Origin of the sequence: Pseudomonas sp. GM78, from assembly GCF_000282475.1 — a bacterium.
Taxonomy (GTDB): Bacteria; Pseudomonadota; Gammaproteobacteria; order Pseudomonadales; family Pseudomonadaceae; genus Aquipseudomonas.
In genome coordinates this window covers 1-16,512 of record NZ_AKJF01000075.1, presented here as the reverse complement: position 1 = coordinate 16,512, position 16,512 = coordinate 1, and the positions used below count along the sequence as shown (strand labels likewise).

Sequence of the window (16,512 nt, the reverse complement as noted above, 5' to 3'; positions counted from 1 at the left end):
CCTATAACGGGAGAAAACCATGAGCCGGGCTTTCGTCAATGAAGACAATGCCGCCGCGCAAGCCGATCAGCCGGTCGAACGACAGGTCAGCGCGCAGCCCAACTACGTCACGCCCACGGGCCTCGCCCAGTTACAAGCGAAGGTCGCCGAGTTGCAGAACCTTCTGGGAGAACTGAGCGCGCAAGGAGATTTGGCCAACAAACAGCGAGAAGCAGATCTACAACGCGACTTGAGGTATTACAACCAGCGCCTGCAAAGCGCTCAGGTTGTTCCACCCGCCAGCTCTACGGAAAAAGTGCAGATCGGCGGTCGAGTGACATTCGCCGACGAACACGACACGGAGCAAACCGTGCAACTGGTCGGTGAAGATCAGGCCGACGCGTCTGCCGGCCTGATCAACTGGGGGTCACCCCTGGGTCGGGCGTTGCTCGGGGCGCAACTCGGTGACGAGGTGCTGTGGCAACGCCCGGCCGGCGATCAACTGATCGAGATCATCCGTATCGAACCGGCTTAAACCACGCCCTGGGCCAGCATCGCGTCGGCGACTTTGACGAAGCCGGCGATGTTCGCGCCCTTGACGTAGTTGACCTGGCCATTCTCCTCACCGTAATGCACGCAAGCGTGATGGATCGACTGCATGATGGCGTGCAGCTTGCTGTCCACCTCACCACCGGTCCATAGCAGGCGCATGGCGTTCTGCGACATCTCCAGACCGCTGACGGCAACACCGCCGGCATTGGACGCCTTGCCCGGCGCGAACAGGATGCCGGCCTCGATAAACAGGTCCACGGCTTCGAGGGTGGTCGGCATGTTCGCGCCTTCCGCCACGCAGGTGCAGCCATTGCGCAGCAACGCACGTGCCGCATCGGCATCCAGTTCGTTTTGCGTGGCGCACGGCAGCGCGATGTCGCAGCTGAGCCCCCATGGGTGCTGGCCAGCCAGGAACTCCAGGCCAAAACGACCCGCCAGCTCGCTGATGCGTCCGCGCTGGACGTTTTTCAGTTCAAGCACGGCCTGCCATTGCTCCTCGGTCAGCCCGCTTTCGCAGTACAGCGTGCCCTCGGAGTCAGACAGCGAAATCACTTTGCCACCCAGGTCCATGACCTTGCGCGCGGCATATTGCGCAACGTTGCCGGAACCCGAGATCGCCACGCGTTTGCCTTCGACGGTTTCACCGCGACGCTTGAGCATTTCCTCGGCGAAGTACACGCAACCGAAACCGGTGGCCTCGGGGCGAATCAGGCTGCCACCGTAGCTTGGGCCCTTGCCGGTCAACACGCTGGTGAATTGGTTGCTCAGGCGCTTGTACTGACCGAACAGGAAGCCGATCTCGCGGGCACCCACACCGATGTCACCGGCCGGCACGTCAACGTCGGCGCCGATGTGACGGTACAGCTCGCTCATGAAGGCCTGGCAGAAGCGCATGACTTCGGCATCGCTTTTGCCTTTTGGATCGAAGTCCGAACCACCCTTGCCGCCACCCATGGGCAACGACGTCAGCGAGTTCTTGAAGGTTTGCTCGAAGGCGAGGAACTTCAAGACACCCAGATTCACCGACGGATGGAAACGCAGACCGCCCTTGTACGGGCCGATGGCGCTGTTCATCTGGATACGGAAACCGCGATTGACCTGCACCTTGCCGTGATCGTCGACCCAGGACACGCGGAACACGACCGCTCGCTCCGGCTCGCAAATGCGCTCCAGAATGCCCGAGGTCAGGTAGTGCGGGTTGGCTTCAAGAAAGGGCCACAGGCTACGCAGGACCTCTTCGACGGCCTGGTGAAATTCAGGCTGGTCCGGGTCGCGTTTTTTCAGGCGGGCAAGGAAGGATTCGACGGATTCGATCATGGAAAAGTCTCGGCAAATTATTGTCGTTGGAAGAAATTGGGCCGGACTTTAACAAACGAATCGCGCACAGGAATAGAGCAGAATGTCGCCTTTATGAAATTAAATGGTGCATTTGATATAAATTTAGTCCGATTATCGGTCACTTATGCACCCAAATAGGGAAGTATTCCTTTAAAACTGCACCAACAGTTACACCGCCATCGCTGGCAAGCCAGCTCCCACAGTTTGGGTGTTGTACACACTTTCCAGGCATTGCTCATTTCCTGTGGGAGCTGGCTTGCCTGCGATGAATACACCGCGGTGTCCCTGAAAAAACACTTCCCCAAAAAAAACGGAGCCCGAAGGCTCCGTTTTTTCATGCAACCAACCTGAAATCAGGCCAGTTTCTTGTGGCGTACCCGATGCGGCTGGGCAGCGGCTTCGCCAAGACGCTTTTTGCGATCGGCTTCGTACTCGGTGTAGTTACCTTCGAAGAACACCGCTTGCGAGTCGTCTTCGTACGCCAGGATGTGCGTCGCGACACGGTCAAGGAACCACCGATCGTGAGAGATCACAATGGCGGCGCCCGGGAAGTCGAGCAGGGCTTCTTCCAGGGAACGCAGGGTTTCGACGTCGAGGTCGTTGGACGGTTCGTCGAGCAGCAGGACGTTGCCGCCCTCTTTCAGGGTCAGGGCCAGGTGCAAGCGACCACGCTCACCACCGGACAGGTCCTTGACGAACTTCTGCTGGTCGCCGCCCTTGAAGTTGAAGCGACCGACGTAGGTACGCGACGGGATCTCGTAGTTGCCGATGCGGATCTGGTCGGAACCGTCGGAGATCTGCTGGAACACAGTCTTGCTGCCGTCCAGGTCTTCGCGGCTCTGGTCCACGCAAGCCAGTTGCACGGTTTCACCGACTTCGATGCTGCCTGAATCCGGTGTTTCCTTGCCCATCAGCATGCGGAACAGAGTCGATTTACCCGCACCGTTACCGCCAATCACGCCGACGATGGCGCCTTTAGGCATGGAGAACGACAGGTTGTCGATCAATACGCGATCGCCGTAGCCCTTGGTGACGTTCTTGAACTCGATGACCTTGTCGCCCAAGCGTGGGCCGGCCGGGATGTAGATCTCGTTGGTTTCGCTGCGCTTCTGGAATTCCTGCGATTGCATTTCTTCGAAGCGTTGCAGACGTGCCTTGGATTTCGACTGGCGGGCCTTGGCGCCTTTGCGCACCCACTCCAGTTCTTCCTTCATGGCTTTTTCGTGAGCCGACTGCTGCTTGGATTCGGCAGCCAGACGATCGGACTTGGCTTCCAGCCAACCCGAATAGTTGCCCTCGTAAGGAATGCCCGCGCCGCGGTCGAGTTCCAGGATCCAGCCAGCGACGTTGTCCAGGAAGTAACGGTCGTGCGTGATCGCGACCACGGTGCCCGGGAAGTCGTGCAGGAAGTGCTCAAGCCACGCAACGGAATCGGCATCCAGGTGGTTGGTCGGCTCGTCGAGCAGCAGCATGTCCGGTGCGGACAGCAGCAGGCGGCACAGGGCCACACGACGTTTTTCACCACCGGAGAGGACTTCGACCTTGGCATCCCAGGCCGGCAGACGCAGCGCATCGGCGGCGACTTCCAGCTGGCGCTCCAGGTTGTGGCCATCGCTGGCTTGCAGGATGGCTTCGAGTTTGGCCTGTTCGGCAGCCAGCTTGTCGAAGTCGGCATCCGGGTCGGCGTAGGCCGCGTAGACCTCGTCCAGGCGCGCCTGGGCGTCCTTGATCACGCTGACCGCTTCCTCGACCACTTCACGCACGGTCTTGGTCGGGTCCAGCTGTGGTTCTTGCGGCAGGTAGCCGATGTTCAGGTCCGGCATCGGACGGGCTTCACCGTCGAACTCGGTGTCGACGCCCGCCATGATTTTCAGCAGGGTGGACTTACCCGAACCGTTGAGGCCGAGTACGCCGATCTTGGCGCCCGGAAAAAACGACAAGGAGATATTTTTCAGGATTTCCCGCTTCGGCGGAACAACTTTGCCCAGCCGATGCATGGTGAATACGTATTGAGCCATGGAGAACCTAGGGTCAGTGACTGATGAATGAATAGAGCGCAGGCGATGCCCGGCCAGACCATGCGCGTCGTACGCTTGGCTAAGCCAAAGCGCAGGCGCTGAAAAAAGTCTGATTCTAGGAGCTGGAACGCTCCCGCGTAACCGGCAAAGCTACCTTAATGACCGATGGCAGTCCAGCCGAGCGGGACTGGCACTTCGCCACAACTCAAGGCATGCTAGCCGCCCTTCGGGCGTCCGGCTTATAGTGCACGTCGCGCCAGTCCAGCCAAACCGCAGGATTACAGTTTGTCCAGTGTCCCTCCGTCCCTGATTACCCGCGCACCGACTGTTGCACCCGGCTCGCCCATGCGCGGCACGCTCAAGGGCGCTTTGGCGATACTCGTGTTGCTGCTGCTCGCCCTGTTGTTCTGGCAGCTCTTCGATCAGCTGCGGGAAACCCAGAAAAGCCAGCGCCAGGCCACCATCGACCACACTGCCGACCAAGCTGCACAAGTCAGCCTGAACATGGCGCTCAACGCCCAGATCGCCCTCAACCTGCTGCCGATCGTCGAACAGCCACAAAGTGCTGACGAGCTCCAGGACTTGCTGCGCAAAGTGCAAAAGTCCTTGCCCGATCTGCTAAGCCTTGCACTGCTCAGCCCCTCGGGAAGAATTATCAGCGACACGGTCGGCACCCGCGACGATGCCGACTATCTGGGGGATCTGGTCCGACGCAGTCGCTCCCAACCCCACTATTACAGCAACGCCATCGACGGCTCGCGGGTGTATTTGTTGTTGCATCAAGCCAGCGGCAGCAATCGTGGCTATTGGGCCTTGCGCTTCAAGCCGACGTTTTTCGCCTCACTGACCAAGCTGAACGAGACGGGCACTGCCCCGCTGTGGCTGGTGGAAAATCGCCTCAATCACCAGATCATCAGCCGCGACGAGGCGCTGCCGCAGGTCAACCCCGGCACCTTGACCCAGGACGATGTGGCCAACAGCGTACTGACCGTCGCGCTGAGCAGCAGCGACTGGCAGTTACGTGGACTGTTCGATCGCCAGCGAGTGCTCGAGGAACTGCTGCCGGCGTTCATCGGCAAATGCCTGCTATGCCTGGCCTTTTCCATGCTGCCGTTCATCGTCCTGCTGAACATGCGCCGTCGCCAGCGACAGCTGCACGAAGGTCGCCGACGCTACCAGGAGATTTTCGAAGGAAGCGGCGTGGCCCTGTGCGTACTCGACATGTCCGGCCTGCGAAGCGTGTTCGACAAGGCTCAGCTGCACGACGAGCAACTGCAAGCATGGCTGGCGGCCCCGGAACAACGCCGGCAGTTGTTGCAGGAGCTGCGCATTACCGAGGTCAACCAGGTCGCCCTGCAACTGCTCAACGTCAATACCTGTGATCAAGTCTGGAGACTGCTGATCGATGGCAACCCTGTGGAGGGCAGCGCCATTGGCAATCAGGTACTCGAAGCGGTGCATAGGCAACAGCAACAGCTTGAGCTGGAAATCAAACTTCAGGACGCCACGGGGCGTGACCAACACCTGTGGCTGGTGTTGCGCCTGCCGCAGAACCCTGACGACTTCAAGGCGGTGATCCTGAGCATCACCGATATCACCAGCCGCAAGCTCATCGAGCTGTCGCAGCAGGAGCGCGAAGGCTTCTGGTCCGACGTCGTGCGGACCGTGCCCGATCACCTGTACGTGCAAGACGTGATCAGCCAGCGAATGATCTTCAGCAACCACCATCTGGGCCAGACGCTGGGCTACAACCGCACGGAACTGCAGCAGATGGGCGAGTACTTCTGGGAAATCCTCCTGCACCCCGACGACGCCGACTACTACCACCGCTCGCGCCAAAGCCAGCGGCAAGGCGGCTACAGCCAATTGATGCAGTGCCAGCTGCGCTTCCGCCACCGTGACGGGCAATGGCGGCGTTTCGACATTCGCGAGCAGGCACTGGCACGGGACAAGCATGACCAGGTCACCCGCATCATCGGCGTGGCCAAGGACGTTACCGAGCAGATCGAGGCCAGTGAGTCGCTGCGCGACAGCGAGCAACGCTACCGCATGCTCGCCGAAAGCATCAGCGACGTGATTATTTCCACCGACAGCCGACTGGCACTCAACTATGTCAGCCCTTCGGTACAGGCGGTGCTGGGCTACGAAGTCGAGTGGATTTTCCAGAACGGCTGGCAATCGACCATTGCCAATCCGCAACAGTTGAGCGGCATCTACCAACTGATGGATCGCGTCGGCAAAGCGCTGGATAAACCCGAGCAACTGGCCCATTTACGCAGCCAGGTGCAAACCCAACTGTTTCTGTTCGACTGCCTGCGCGCCGACGGACGCAAGATTCCCATCGAACTGCGGCTGGTACTGGTATGGGACGAAAACGGTACATTCGAAGGCGTGCTGGGGGTCGGTCGCGACATCAGCCAGCAACGCCGGGCCGAAAAAGACCTGCGAATGGCCGCCACGGTATTCGAACACTCGACCTCGGCGATCCTCATCACCGACCCGGCCGGCTATATCGTCCAGGCCAACGAAGCCTTCAGCCGGGTCAGCGGTTATGCCGTGGAACAGGTACTCGACCAGCTGCCGAACATGCTCACCGTCGACGAGCAGCAGGAAGCCCATTTGCGCTACGTGCTCAAGCAACTGAACCAGCACAGCACCTGGGAAGGCGAAGTGTGGCTGCGTCGGCGCAATGGCGAGCATTATCCGGCCTGGGTCGGTATTACCGCGGTACTGGACGATGAAGGCGACCTGGCCAGTTACGTGTGTTTCTTCAGCGACATCAGCGAACGCAAGGCCAGTGAGCAACGGATTCACCGCCTGGCCTACTACGACGCCCTGACCCACCTGCCCAACCGCACGCTGTTCCAGGATCGCCTGCACACGGCGTTGCAAGCGGCTGAACGGCAGAAGTCCTGGGTGGTGTTGATGTTCCTCGACCTCGACCGCTTCAAACCGATCAACGATTCCCTGGGCCATGCCGCCGGTGATCGCATGCTCAAGGAAATGGCCACGCGCCTGCTCGGTTGCGTCGACGATGACGACACGGTCGCGCGCATGGGCGGCGATGAATTCACCTTGCTCCTGCAACCGCGGGCCAACCGTGAAATCGCCTTGACCCGGGCGATTCACGTGGCGGAGCAGATCCTCGCCAGCCTGGTCAAACCCTTCGTGCTCGAAGGCCGCGAGTTCTTCGTCACGGCCAGTATCGGCATCGCCCTGAGCCCGCAGGACGGCAATGAGCTCAGCCAGTTGATGAAGAACGCCGATACCGCGATGTACCACGCCAAGGAACGCGGCAAGAACAACTTCCAGTTCTATCAGGCGGACATGAACGCCAGCGCCCTGGAGCGCCTGGAACTGGAAAGCGACTTGCGCCATGCCCTGGAGCAAAACGAATTCGTGCTGTATTACCAACCGCAGTTCAGCGGCGATGGCAAACGCCTGACCGGCGCCGAAGCCTTGCTGCGCTGGCGCCATCCGCGTCGAGGCCTGGTACCGCCGGGGGATTTCATCCCGGTGCTAGAAGAGCTGGGCCTGGTGGTGGATGTCGGCGACTGGGTGATCGGCGAGGCCTGCCGTCAGCTCAAGACCTGGCATCAGGCCAAGGTGCGCGTGCCGAAGGTGTCGGTGAACATCTCCGCCCGGCAGTTCTCCGACGGCCAGCTCGGCACGCGGATCGCCACCATCCTGAGGGACACCGGCCTGCCGCCGGCTTGCCTTGAGCTGGAACTGACCGAAAGTATCCTGATGCGCGAAGTCAGCGAAGCCATGCAGATTCTCGCCGGGTTGAAGAACCTTGGCCTGAGCATCGCGGTCGACGACTTCGGCACCGGCTACTCATCGCTCAACTACCTCAAGCAGTTTCCGATCGACGTACTCAAAATCGACCGCACCTTCGTCGACGGCTTGCCGTCGGGTGAGCAGGATGCGCAGATCGCCCGGGCGATCATCGCCATGGCCCATAGCCTCAACCTGGCGGTGATCGCCGAGGGTGTGGAAACCCAGGAGCAGCTTGGTTTCCTGAGGGAACACGGTTGCGATGAGGTCCAGGGTTACCTGTTCGGCCGGCCGATGCCAGCCAACACCTTTGAAGGGCAATTCAGCAATGATGCCCTCTTCATGTTCGACTGAATAATCGCAGCGAGGCTGCTGGCCTCATCGCTGGCAAGCCAGCTCCCACAGGGACTTGCTGTGAACCAATATTCTCGGGTTGAAACACGGACATTGTGGGAGCTGGCTTGCCAGCGATGAGGCCGGCAGATTCACCACTAACCCCCTCATGAAGCCCACTTGTCTGCGACATGATGTCCTTTCATATGCCTTCCAAAACCCGATGGGGTAGAATGCCCCCCTTTTCCGCCCCCGATCCTTGAGGACCGCCATGTTCAGCCGTGATTTGACTATTGCCAAGTACGACGCCGATCTCTTTGCCGCCATGGAGCAAGAAGCTCAGCGCCAGGAAGAGCACATTGAGCTGATCGCTTCGGAAAACTACACCAGCCCTGCGGTGATGGAAGCTCAAGGCTCGGTACTGACCAACAAGTACGCCGAAGGCTACCCGGGCAAGCGCTACTACGGTGGTTGCGAGTACGTTGACGTCGTCGAGCAGCTTGCAATTGATCGAGCCAAAGAACTGTTCGGCGCCGATTACGCCAACGTTCAGCCACACGCCGGTTCGCAAGCCAACAGCGCCGTTTACCTGGCCCTGCTGCAAGCTGGCGACACCATCCTGGGCATGAGCCTGGCCCACGGCGGTCACCTGACCCACGGTGCCAGCGTTTCGTCCTCCGGCAAGCTGTACAACGCCATCCAGTACGGCATCGACGCCAATGGCCTGATCGACTACGACGAAGTCGAGCGCCTGGCGGTCGAGCACAAGCCGAAAATGATCGTGGCCGGTTTCTCTGCCTACTCGCAGATCCTCGACTTCCCGCGTTTCCGCGCAATCGCCGATAAAGTGGGCGCGTACCTGTTCGTCGACATGGCCCACGTGGCCGGTCTGGTCGCCGCTGGCGTCTACCCGAACCCGGTGCCATTCGCTGACGTGGTAACCACCACCACCCACAAGACCCTGCGCGGTCCACGTGGCGGCCTGATCCTGGCTCGCGCCAACGCCGACATCGAGAAGAAGCTGAACTCCGCGGTATTCCCGGGCGCCCAAGGCGGCCCGCTGGAGCACGTGATCGCCGCTAAAGCGATCTGCTTCAAAGAAGCTCTGCAGCCTGAGTTCAAGGCTTACCAGCAACAAGTGGTGAAAAACGCCCAGGCCATGGCCAGCGTATTCATCGAGCGCGGTTTTGACGTGGTTTCCGGCGGTACTGAAAACCACCTGTTCCTGCTGTCGCTGATCAAGCAGGAAATCTCCGGTAAAGATGCCGACGCCGCCCTGGGCAAGGCGTTCATCACCGTGAACAAGAACTCCGTGCCAAACGACCCACGCTCCCCGTTCGTCACCTCCGGCCTGCGCTTCGGCACTCCGGCTGTGACCACTCGCGGCTTCAAGGAAGCAGAGTGCAAGGAACTGGCCGGCTGGATCTGCGACATCCTGGCAGACCTGAACAACGAAGCGGTGATCGATGCCGTTCGTGAGAAGGTCAAGGCTATCTGCAAGAAGCTGCCGGTGTACGGCGCTTAATAAGCCCCGCTAAATCGCAGCAATAGAAAACCGGCCAGCGATGGCCGGTTTTTTTTCGCCTGAATTTTTAGACCGGTAAAAGGCTCTAAATCAAGCCTTCAGCCAACTGGTAAGACCGGTCATGCCAATTTTTTAATTTTTACTTGCGATCACCCGAAAATAGCGCCTAGACTGCGCCTGCACTGGACATACCGGTAAGACCACAATAATTAAGTCCTGAATCTGATGCGCGATGCGCACGGCAGCCAGGACACCGACCAGGATTCCTCCCATGCTCAGATGGTGCTCGCGTTCAATCTTCCTCCAAGTGGTTCTCGGACTGGTGCTCGGCATCGTCTGCGGGCTGACCCTTCCCGAATACTCCGCTCAGCTCAAACCGCTTGGTGACGGTTTTATCAAGCTGATCAAAATGCTCATCGGCCTGATTGTGTTCTGCGTAGTGGTCAGCGGCATCAGCGGTGCCGGCGACCTGAAGAAGGTCGGCCGCATCGGCCTGAAATCAGTGATCTACTTTGAAATCCTCACCACCATTGCCCTGGTGATCGGCCTGGTGTTCGCCTTCAGTACTGGCATCGGCAGCGGTGCGAACATTCATCTGGATCAGCTTTCCGCTGCAGACATGGGCGATATCGCCCAACGCAGCCAGCACATGCACACCACCACGCAGTTCCTGATGGATCTGATTCCGACCTCGGTAATAGGTGCGTTTGCAGACAACAACATCCTGCAAGTGCTGCTGTTTTCGGTGCTGTTCGGCAGTGCGCTGAACCTGGTGGGCGAAGCCGCCTCCGGAATCTCGCGCCTGATCAATGAGCTCAGCCACGTGATCTTCCGCATCATGGGCATGATCGTGCGCCTGGCACCGATCGGTGTGTTCGGCGCAATCGCCTTCACCACCAGCAAATATGGCCTGGACTCGCTGCAGCATCTGGGCAGCCTGGTCGGTTTGTTCTACCTGACCTGCGTAGCCTTCGTTGCTCTGATTCTCGGCCTGGTGATGCGCCTGTCCGGCCTGCGGATGTGGCCGCTGCTCAAGTACCTGCGCGAAGAACTGCTGATCGTCATGGGTACCGCTTCGTCCGATGCCGTGCTGCCACAAATCATGCGCAAGCTTGAGCATCTGGGCATCGGCAGCTCGACGGTCGGGCTGGTGATTCCAACCGGGTATTCATTCAACCTCGACGGTTTCTCGATCTACCTGACCCTGGCCATTGTGTTCATCGCCAATGCCACCGGCACACCGCTGGCGATGACCGACCTGCTGACGATTCTGCTGGTGTCGCTGATCACCTCCAAGGGCGCGCACGGCATTCCGGGTTCGGCGCTGGTCATTCTGGCCGCCACCCTGACGGCGATCCCGGCGATTCCGGTGGTGGGCCTGGTGCTGGTGCTGGCAGTGGACTGGTTCATGGGCATCGGCCGGGCGCTGACCAACCTGATCGGCAATTGCGTGGCGACCGTAGCCATCGCCCGCTGGGAAAAGGATATCGATGTGCAACGGGCGAACAAGGTACTGTCCGGCCAGGTGGGTTATACCTTCCAGCCGAGAAAACCTGTGGCCCCTGCCCATCAGCAGGAATTTTGAACAAACGCCGTGCCTGCCTTCGGGCGGGCACGGCCAACAACGCTATGGATGCTCATGGAGCGAACAGTGATTACCTCGTCGACCGTTGTAAATTCAGTCGTAGAAAAACTGCGGGGCGCTCTGGCCCGCGGTCAGTGGCGCTCCGGCGAAATGCTCCCGGGGCAACGTGAATTGGCCGAGCAGCTGGGCATCAGCCGTCCGAGCCTGCGTGAAGCGGTGACCGTGCTGGAAACCCTCGGCCTGGTGCGTTCCATGCCGGGCAAAGGCGTGGTGGTGCTGGACGCGAATCTCAACGACAGCCAAAGCCACGACAGCGCAGTGGCCGGGGCGAGCCTGGAAGACGTCCTGCAACTGCGCTACACCCTTGAGCCATTCATCGTCGGCCTGGTGGCGCAATCCATCAGCAGCAAGGAAGTCGGGCAACTGCGCCTGACCCTGATGGACATGCGCGAAGCCCTGGAAGCCAACGACAGCGAGGCCGGCGTGAATGCCTACATCGCGTTCCATGAAGAGTTGTTCACGCTGACGTCGAATCCGATTTTCCAGAGCGTGGTCCAGCAGACCAGCAATGCCCTCAAGCAGAGCGCCGATGTGTTGCGCAACTCCCCGGAACACCTGGCGGAACGCCTCGAAGAAAACGAAGCCGTGGTGCGCGCCATCCGTAGCAAGAACAGCGCCCAGGCTAGCGCCGAGATGCGTCGGCACATTCTTCGCGAAGGACAGCGGATGGGCATCGAACTGAACATTCCGGACGACAACCTCGGCAGTTGAGTCCGCTTCGAACTGGAGACAGGCCATGAACAGCTTCGTTTCACCACAAATGCTCAACACCCTGCCCTTTCCACCGGCGGCGGATGATCTGTACTCGCGGGTCTTCAACGCCATTCTCGAACAGCGCATCCATTCGGCCAGTCGCTTTACCGAAGAAAGCCTGGCGCAGATGTTTGGCGCTCGACGCAGCGCCATGCGTGACGTGCTGACGCGGCTGTCCCACCAGCAGGTCATTGTCCTTCGGGCCAACCATCGTCCTCGCGTCGCTGCGCTGAATGCCGAGCAAACCCGGCAAGCGCTGCATGCCAGGCGACTGACCGAGCTCATGCTGGTGCGGTTGGCCTGCCAGCGCCCCTGCCCGCTTGCCCTGGCGCGCCTGCAGGTGGTGGCCGATACCGAGCGCCAATGCGCCGAGCGTGGCCGGGCGATTCGTCTGTCGGGAGAGTTTCACCTGCAGCTGGCAGAGATGGCGGGCAATGTACCGTTAGCGCATTTTCTCGGCAGCCTGGTGCCACTGATCTCATTGGCGATTGCGCAGTTTGACGCCGCCTTGGATGACTATTGCGCTTGGCAGCTGCACGAGCAAATAGTGGATGCGCTCACGCGTAGGGATGCCGCGATGGCGGTGACGTTACTGAACCGGTACCTGGATCATCTGGAGGCGGTTTTGCTGAACGCTCAACCGCACTCCAACCACAAGCGTATTGCCGGTTAGCTCGCAGCCACTCGCGCGAACCCTTGGCGAATCTTTTCCTGCGGCAAATCATCGGCAATGAACACGATCACGCTTTCACGGGTTTCATCGTCCGCCCATTCCGTGTCCCAGTCGAAACCGTAAAGTTTCAGCACACCCTGAAACACCATGCGGCGCGGCTCGCCGAGGATGTTCAATACGCCTTTGTAGCGCAGCAGTTGCTTGCCGTGCTCCTCCAGCAGTTCGTTCATGAACTCGCTGAGCTTGTCGATATCCAGCGGTTTTTCGGTGCGTAGTACCAGGCTGGAAATACGGTCGATGGACGGGGCCTGGCTCACTGGGCGCAAACTCACGCCGCCGCCCAGATCGGCGTTGAGATTGAACCCACGCACGTCGAGCAGTTCGGCCAGGTCGATCTTGCCGTGGTCGACCACGCGGATCGGTGCACGACGATTGATACGGGTCAGGCGCTCGCTCAACGCCGTGAACGCAGGTTCGTCCACCAGATCACGCTTGCTCACCAGCAAGCGGTCGGCGAAACCGATCTGCGCCTGGGCGATGGTCTGGGTCAGGTGCTGTTCGGCGTGTGCCGCGTCCACCAAGGTGATGATGCCATCGAGGATGTAGCGCTCGCGCAGCTCCTCGTCGATGAAGAAGGTTTGTGCCACCGGAGCCGGATCGGCGAGGCCGGTGCATTCGATCACCAGGCGGTCGAAGGCGATGTCACCGCTGTCGAGGCGCTCGAGGAGCAGATACAGGGCCTTGGTCAGGTCGGTGTGGATGGTGCAACAGACACAGCCGTTAGACAGCGTCATCACTTGCACCGGTTCATCGCCCAACAGCTGGGTGTCGATGCCGGCGTCACTGAATTCGTTTTCGATCACGGCGATTTTCAGACCGTGCTCGGCTTTGAGCAGGTAGCGCAGCAAGGTGGTTTTACCTGCGCCGAGGAAGCCACTGAGGATCGTGACCGGGATTGGAGTGAGCAAAACGAAATCTCCTATGCGCAAAAAACAGTAGGAGCACGGCTTGCCGGCGATGGCGTCCTGAAGATCGCCATCGCCGGCAAGCCGTGCTCCTACAGAGTCAATGTTTGCCTAATTGCCTTGCATCAACAGCACTTCGGCCCCCCCTTGCCACCGTAACGAGCCTCCTGGCGTTCGCGAAAGAACGCCTCGTAGCTCATCACCGGTTTGTCCGGGTGCTTGCTTTGCATGTGCTCGACGTAGTTGTCGTAATCGGGCATGCCAACCATCAGGCGCGCGGCCTGACCGAGGTATTTACCGAGGCGACTCAGGTCATTGAACATGCTGCAATCCTCTGGTTACGCATCCGGCAGCGCCTGGAAGGGTGATTCTTTATCCGTGCGCTCTTTTTTGCCCCAGGCGGCTATACCGACCTTGAGCGCATAGAACAGGATACTGAACACCACGAACAGGAACAGCGCGGTCAGCGTAGCGTTGGTGTAGGCGTTGAAGATCACGTGCTGCATTTGCGTGATGTCCTTGGCCGGGGCGAGGATCTGACCGTTGGCCAGGGCATCGCTGTATTTTTTCGCCAGGGCCAGGAAGCCAATGGCCGGGTTGGCGTCGAACAGCTTGATGAAGCCGGCGGTGGTGGTACAGATCAGCAACCACACGGCAGGCAGCATGGTGACCCACACATAACGCTGGCGTTTCATCTTGATCAGCACCACGGTGCCGAGCATCAGCGCGATACCGGCCAGCATCTGGTTGGAGATGCCGAACAGCGGCCACAGGGTATTGATGCCACCCAGCGGATCGATCACGCCCTGATACAGCAGCCAGCCCCACATGGCCACGCAGCCGGCGGTGGCGAGGAAGTTGGCAGCCCAGGACTCGGTGCGTTTGAGCGCTGGCACGAAGGAACCGAGCAGGTCCTGCAGCATGAAACGCCCGGCACGGGTACCGGCGTCGACCGCAGTGAGGATGAACAACGCTTCGAACAGGATCGCGAAGTGATACCAGAACGCCATGGTGTTTTCACCCGGCAGCACGCTGTGCAGGATCTGTGCGATACCCACAGCCAGGGTCGGCGCACCGCCGGCACGGGCCAGGATGGTGGTTTCACCGATGTCGTGGGCCACCGCTTGCAGCGCCTCCGGGGTAATCGCAAAGCCCCAGTTGCTGACCGCGGTCGCCACGGCCACCACATCACCGCCGACCACGGCGGCCGGGCTGTTCATGGCGAAGTACACGCCAGGCTCGATTACCGAGGCCGCGACCATGGCCATGATGGCTACGAAGGACTCCATCAGCATGCCGCCGTAGCCAATGTAACGGGCGTTGACTTCGTTATCGAGCAGCTTCGGCGTGGTGCCGGAAGAAATCAGTGCGTGGAAACCCGAAACCGCACCACAGGCGATGGTGATGAACAGGAACGGGAACAGACCGCCCTTCCACACAGGTCCCGTGCCGTCGACGAATTGGGTCAGGGCCGGCATTTTGAGCTCGGGCATGGTGATCAGGATGCCGATCGCCAGAGCCACGATGGTACCGATTTTCAGGAAGGTCGAGAGGTAGTCACGTGGCGCCAGGATCAGCCACACCGGCAACGAGGCTGCCACGAAACCGTAACCAATCAGCATCCAGGTGATCTGCACACCGGTGAAGGTAAAGGCCTTGGCCCACACCGGGTCTGCGGCAATCTGCCCGCCCAGCCAGATCGACCCCAGCAGCAGCAACACGCCGATCACCGAAATTTCACCGATGCGACCCGGGCGGATGTAGCGCATGTAGATGCCCATGAACATCGCGATCGGGATGGTCGCCATCACCGTGAAGATCCCCCAAGGGCTCTCAGCCAGGGCCTTGACCACGATCAGCGCCAGCACCGCGAGGATGATGATCATGATCAGGAAGCAGCCGAACAGCGCGATGGTGCCAGGGATGCGGCCCATTTCCTCGCGGACCATGTCGCCCAGGGAGCGGCCGTTGCGGCGGGTGGACATGAACAGGACCATGAAGTCCTGCACGGCACCGGCCAGCACCACGCCGGCAATCAGCCACAGCGTGCCGGGCAGGTAGCCCATCTGCGCCGCCAGTACCGGACCGACCAGCGGCCCCGCGCCGGCGATAGCCGCGAAGTGGTGACCGAAGAGGATATGCTTGTTGGTCGGGACATAATCCAGACCGTCATTATTGAGCACTGCGGGGGTAGCCCGTCGCGCATCGAGTTGCATGACATTATTGGCGATGAACAGACTGTAGTAACGATACGCCACCAGATAGATGGCCACGGCAGCGACCACAATCCACAAAGCGTTGATCGCTTCACCTCGGCGCAGTGCCACTACGCCCAGGGCGCACGCCCCAACGATTGCCAGCAACAGCCAGGGTAAGTGGCGTAGCGGGCTATTATTATTTTTCATTTTATTATTCCAGCCAGAGTGGACAAGAAAGACAGCCACCTCGAGTTTAGCTTGCCTGACAGCAAAGGCCATACCCCGACATTGGTCCAGACACCTGGCGGCGCTGGCGGCCTTTTGCAATGCCGGTCTATAGTCAGCGTACATTTCCGAGGATCGTGCCATGAGCGAGCACCCTGCCGAACGTCGCCGTTTCAAACGTATCGCGTTCGATGCCAGAACCGAGCTGGGCCAAGGTGCGTTCATCTGGCCGGTGAAGCTGATCGACCTGTCGCTCAAGGGCTTGCTGATCGAGCGCCCGGAACCGTGGCTGGGCAACCCGCAGCAGGACTTTTTTGTCGACATCCATCTGAGCGAAGACATCGACATCGAGATGGATGTGCAGTTGACCCATCAAGACCATGGACAATTGGGTTTCGTGTGCAGGCATATCAGCCTGGAGTCCATCGAACGCCTGCGGCGATTGATTGAATTCAATCTGGGCGATCCGCAGGAGCTTGAGCGGGAATTGGGCGCCCTGATCGAAGTCTGAATCACCCCTGTAGGAGCTGC

Annotated in this window: 12 protein-coding genes; 7 read left to right on the top strand and 5 right to left on the bottom strand. The window is 60.0% G+C overall.

Translation table 11 applies throughout. From position 1 onward, the window contains the following. Nucleotides 1–19 precede the first annotated feature (19 nt). Nucleotides 20–514: a GreA/GreB family elongation factor gene (locus PMI35_RS19755; protein WP_008058242.1), complete on the top strand. Its 495-nt coding sequence runs from the start codon at nt 20–22 to the stop codon at nt 512–514. Here PMI35_RS19755 and gdhA read toward each other — a convergent pair. Further along, nucleotides 511–1,848 (bottom strand): NADP-specific glutamate dehydrogenase, encoded by a 1,338-nt coding sequence (gene gdhA, locus PMI35_RS19760; protein ID WP_008058241.1) that lies wholly within the window; start codon nt 1,846–1,848, stop codon nt 511–513. The genes PMI35_RS19755 and gdhA overlap by 4 nt on opposite strands. A 374-nt stretch (nt 1,849–2,222) precedes the next feature. Continuing rightward, entirely contained in the window at nt 2,223–3,887 is a 1,665-nt protein-coding gene (ettA, locus tag PMI35_RS19765) for an energy-dependent translational throttle protein EttA (RefSeq protein ID WP_008058240.1), read from the bottom strand. 345 nt (nt 3,888–4,232) lie between these two features. On the opposite strand from ettA, the gene PMI35_RS19770 reads away from it, so the two are divergent. The 5 genes from PMI35_RS19770 (at nt 4,233) to PMI35_RS19790 (ending at nt 12,593) form a co-directional block, all read left to right on the top strand. Continuing rightward, nucleotides 4,233–8,018, top strand: coding sequence for a sensor domain-containing protein (locus tag PMI35_RS19770; protein ID WP_008058238.1), 3,786 nt, complete (start codon nt 4,233–4,235; stop codon nt 8,016–8,018). 250 nt (nt 8,019–8,268) lie between these two features. After that, entirely contained in the window at nt 8,269–9,522 is a 1,254-nt protein-coding gene (gene glyA, locus PMI35_RS19775) for a serine hydroxymethyltransferase (RefSeq protein ID WP_008058236.1), read from the top strand. A gap of 271 nt (nt 9,523–9,793) precedes the next feature. Then, nucleotides 9,794–11,107, top strand: coding sequence for a C4-dicarboxylate transporter DctA (locus PMI35_RS19780; protein WP_008058234.1), 1,314 nt, complete (start codon nt 9,794–9,796; stop codon nt 11,105–11,107). Nucleotides 11,108–11,173: 66 nt separating this feature from the next. Beyond that, a complete protein-coding gene (locus PMI35_RS19785; protein WP_032831522.1) occupies nt 11,174–11,878 on the top strand; it encodes a FadR/GntR family transcriptional regulator in 705 nt (234 codons plus the stop codon). A gap of 25 nt (nt 11,879–11,903) precedes the next feature. Beyond that, nucleotides 11,904–12,593 (top strand): GntR family transcriptional regulator, encoded by a 690-nt coding sequence (locus PMI35_RS19790; protein ID WP_008058224.1) that lies wholly within the window; start codon nt 11,904–11,906, stop codon nt 12,591–12,593. Here the strand turns inward: PMI35_RS19790 and yjiA are convergent. The 3 genes from yjiA to PMI35_RS19805 form a co-directional block, all read right to left on the bottom strand. Then, nucleotides 12,590–13,561, bottom strand: a complete 972-nt coding sequence (gene yjiA / locus PMI35_RS19795; protein WP_008058223.1) for a GTPase — start codon at nt 13,559–13,561, stop codon at nt 12,590–12,592. The two genes, PMI35_RS19790 and yjiA, sit on opposite strands and share 4 nt — an antisense overlap. A 122-nt stretch (nt 13,562–13,683) precedes the next feature. Then, nucleotides 13,684–13,881 carry a YbdD/YjiX family protein gene (locus PMI35_RS19800; protein ID WP_008058222.1) on the bottom strand — a complete coding sequence of 66 codons (198 nt, stop codon included), beginning with the start codon at nt 13,879–13,881 and terminating at the stop codon, nt 13,684–13,686. Between the two features lie 15 nt (nt 13,882–13,896). Further along, nucleotides 13,897–15,963 carry a carbon starvation CstA family protein gene (locus tag PMI35_RS19805; protein ID WP_008058221.1) on the bottom strand — a complete coding sequence of 689 codons (2,067 nt, stop codon included), beginning with the start codon at nt 15,961–15,963 and terminating at the stop codon, nt 13,897–13,899. 160 nt (nt 15,964–16,123) lie between these two features. Between PMI35_RS19805 and PMI35_RS19810 the strand changes: the two genes are divergently transcribed. Next, nucleotides 16,124–16,492, top strand: coding sequence for a PilZ domain-containing protein (locus tag PMI35_RS19810; protein WP_008058220.1), 369 nt, complete (start codon nt 16,124–16,126; stop codon nt 16,490–16,492). The last annotated feature ends 20 nt before the right edge of the window (nt 16,493–16,512 follow it).

What these genes read in the sequence shown, in the direction of transcription:
- PMI35_RS19780 (WP_008058234.1), top strand. Translation starts at nt 9,794, where the DNA reads ATGCTCAGATGGTGCTCGCGTTCAATCTTCCTCCAAGTGGTTCTCGGA.
- PMI35_RS19790 (WP_008058224.1), top strand. Translation starts at nt 11,904, where the DNA reads ATGAACAGCTTCGTTTCACCACAAATGCTCAACACCCTGCCCTTTCCA.
- PMI35_RS19810 (WP_008058220.1), top strand. Translation starts at nt 16,124, where the DNA reads ATGAGCGAGCACCCTGCCGAACGTCGCCGTTTCAAACGTATCGCGTTC.
- PMI35_RS19805 (WP_008058221.1), bottom strand. Translation starts at nt 15,963, where the DNA reads ATGAAAAATAATAATAGCCCGCTACGCCACTTACCCTGGCTGTTGCTG.
- gdhA (WP_008058241.1), bottom strand. Translation starts at nt 1,848, where the DNA reads ATGATCGAATCCGTCGAATCCTTCCTTGCCCGCCTGAAAAAACGCGAC.
- ettA (WP_008058240.1), bottom strand. Translation starts at nt 3,887, where the DNA reads ATGGCTCAATACGTATTCACCATGCATCGGCTGGGCAAAGTTGTTCCG.
- PMI35_RS19755 (WP_008058242.1), top strand. Translation starts at nt 20, where the DNA reads ATGAGCCGGGCTTTCGTCAATGAAGACAATGCCGCCGCGCAAGCCGAT.
- PMI35_RS19800 (WP_008058222.1), bottom strand. Translation starts at nt 13,881, where the DNA reads ATGTTCAATGACCTGAGTCGCCTCGGTAAATACCTCGGTCAGGCCGCG.
- glyA (WP_008058236.1), top strand. Translation starts at nt 8,269, where the DNA reads ATGTTCAGCCGTGATTTGACTATTGCCAAGTACGACGCCGATCTCTTT.
- PMI35_RS19770 (WP_008058238.1), top strand. Translation starts at nt 4,233, where the DNA reads ATGCGCGGCACGCTCAAGGGCGCTTTGGCGATACTCGTGTTGCTGCTG.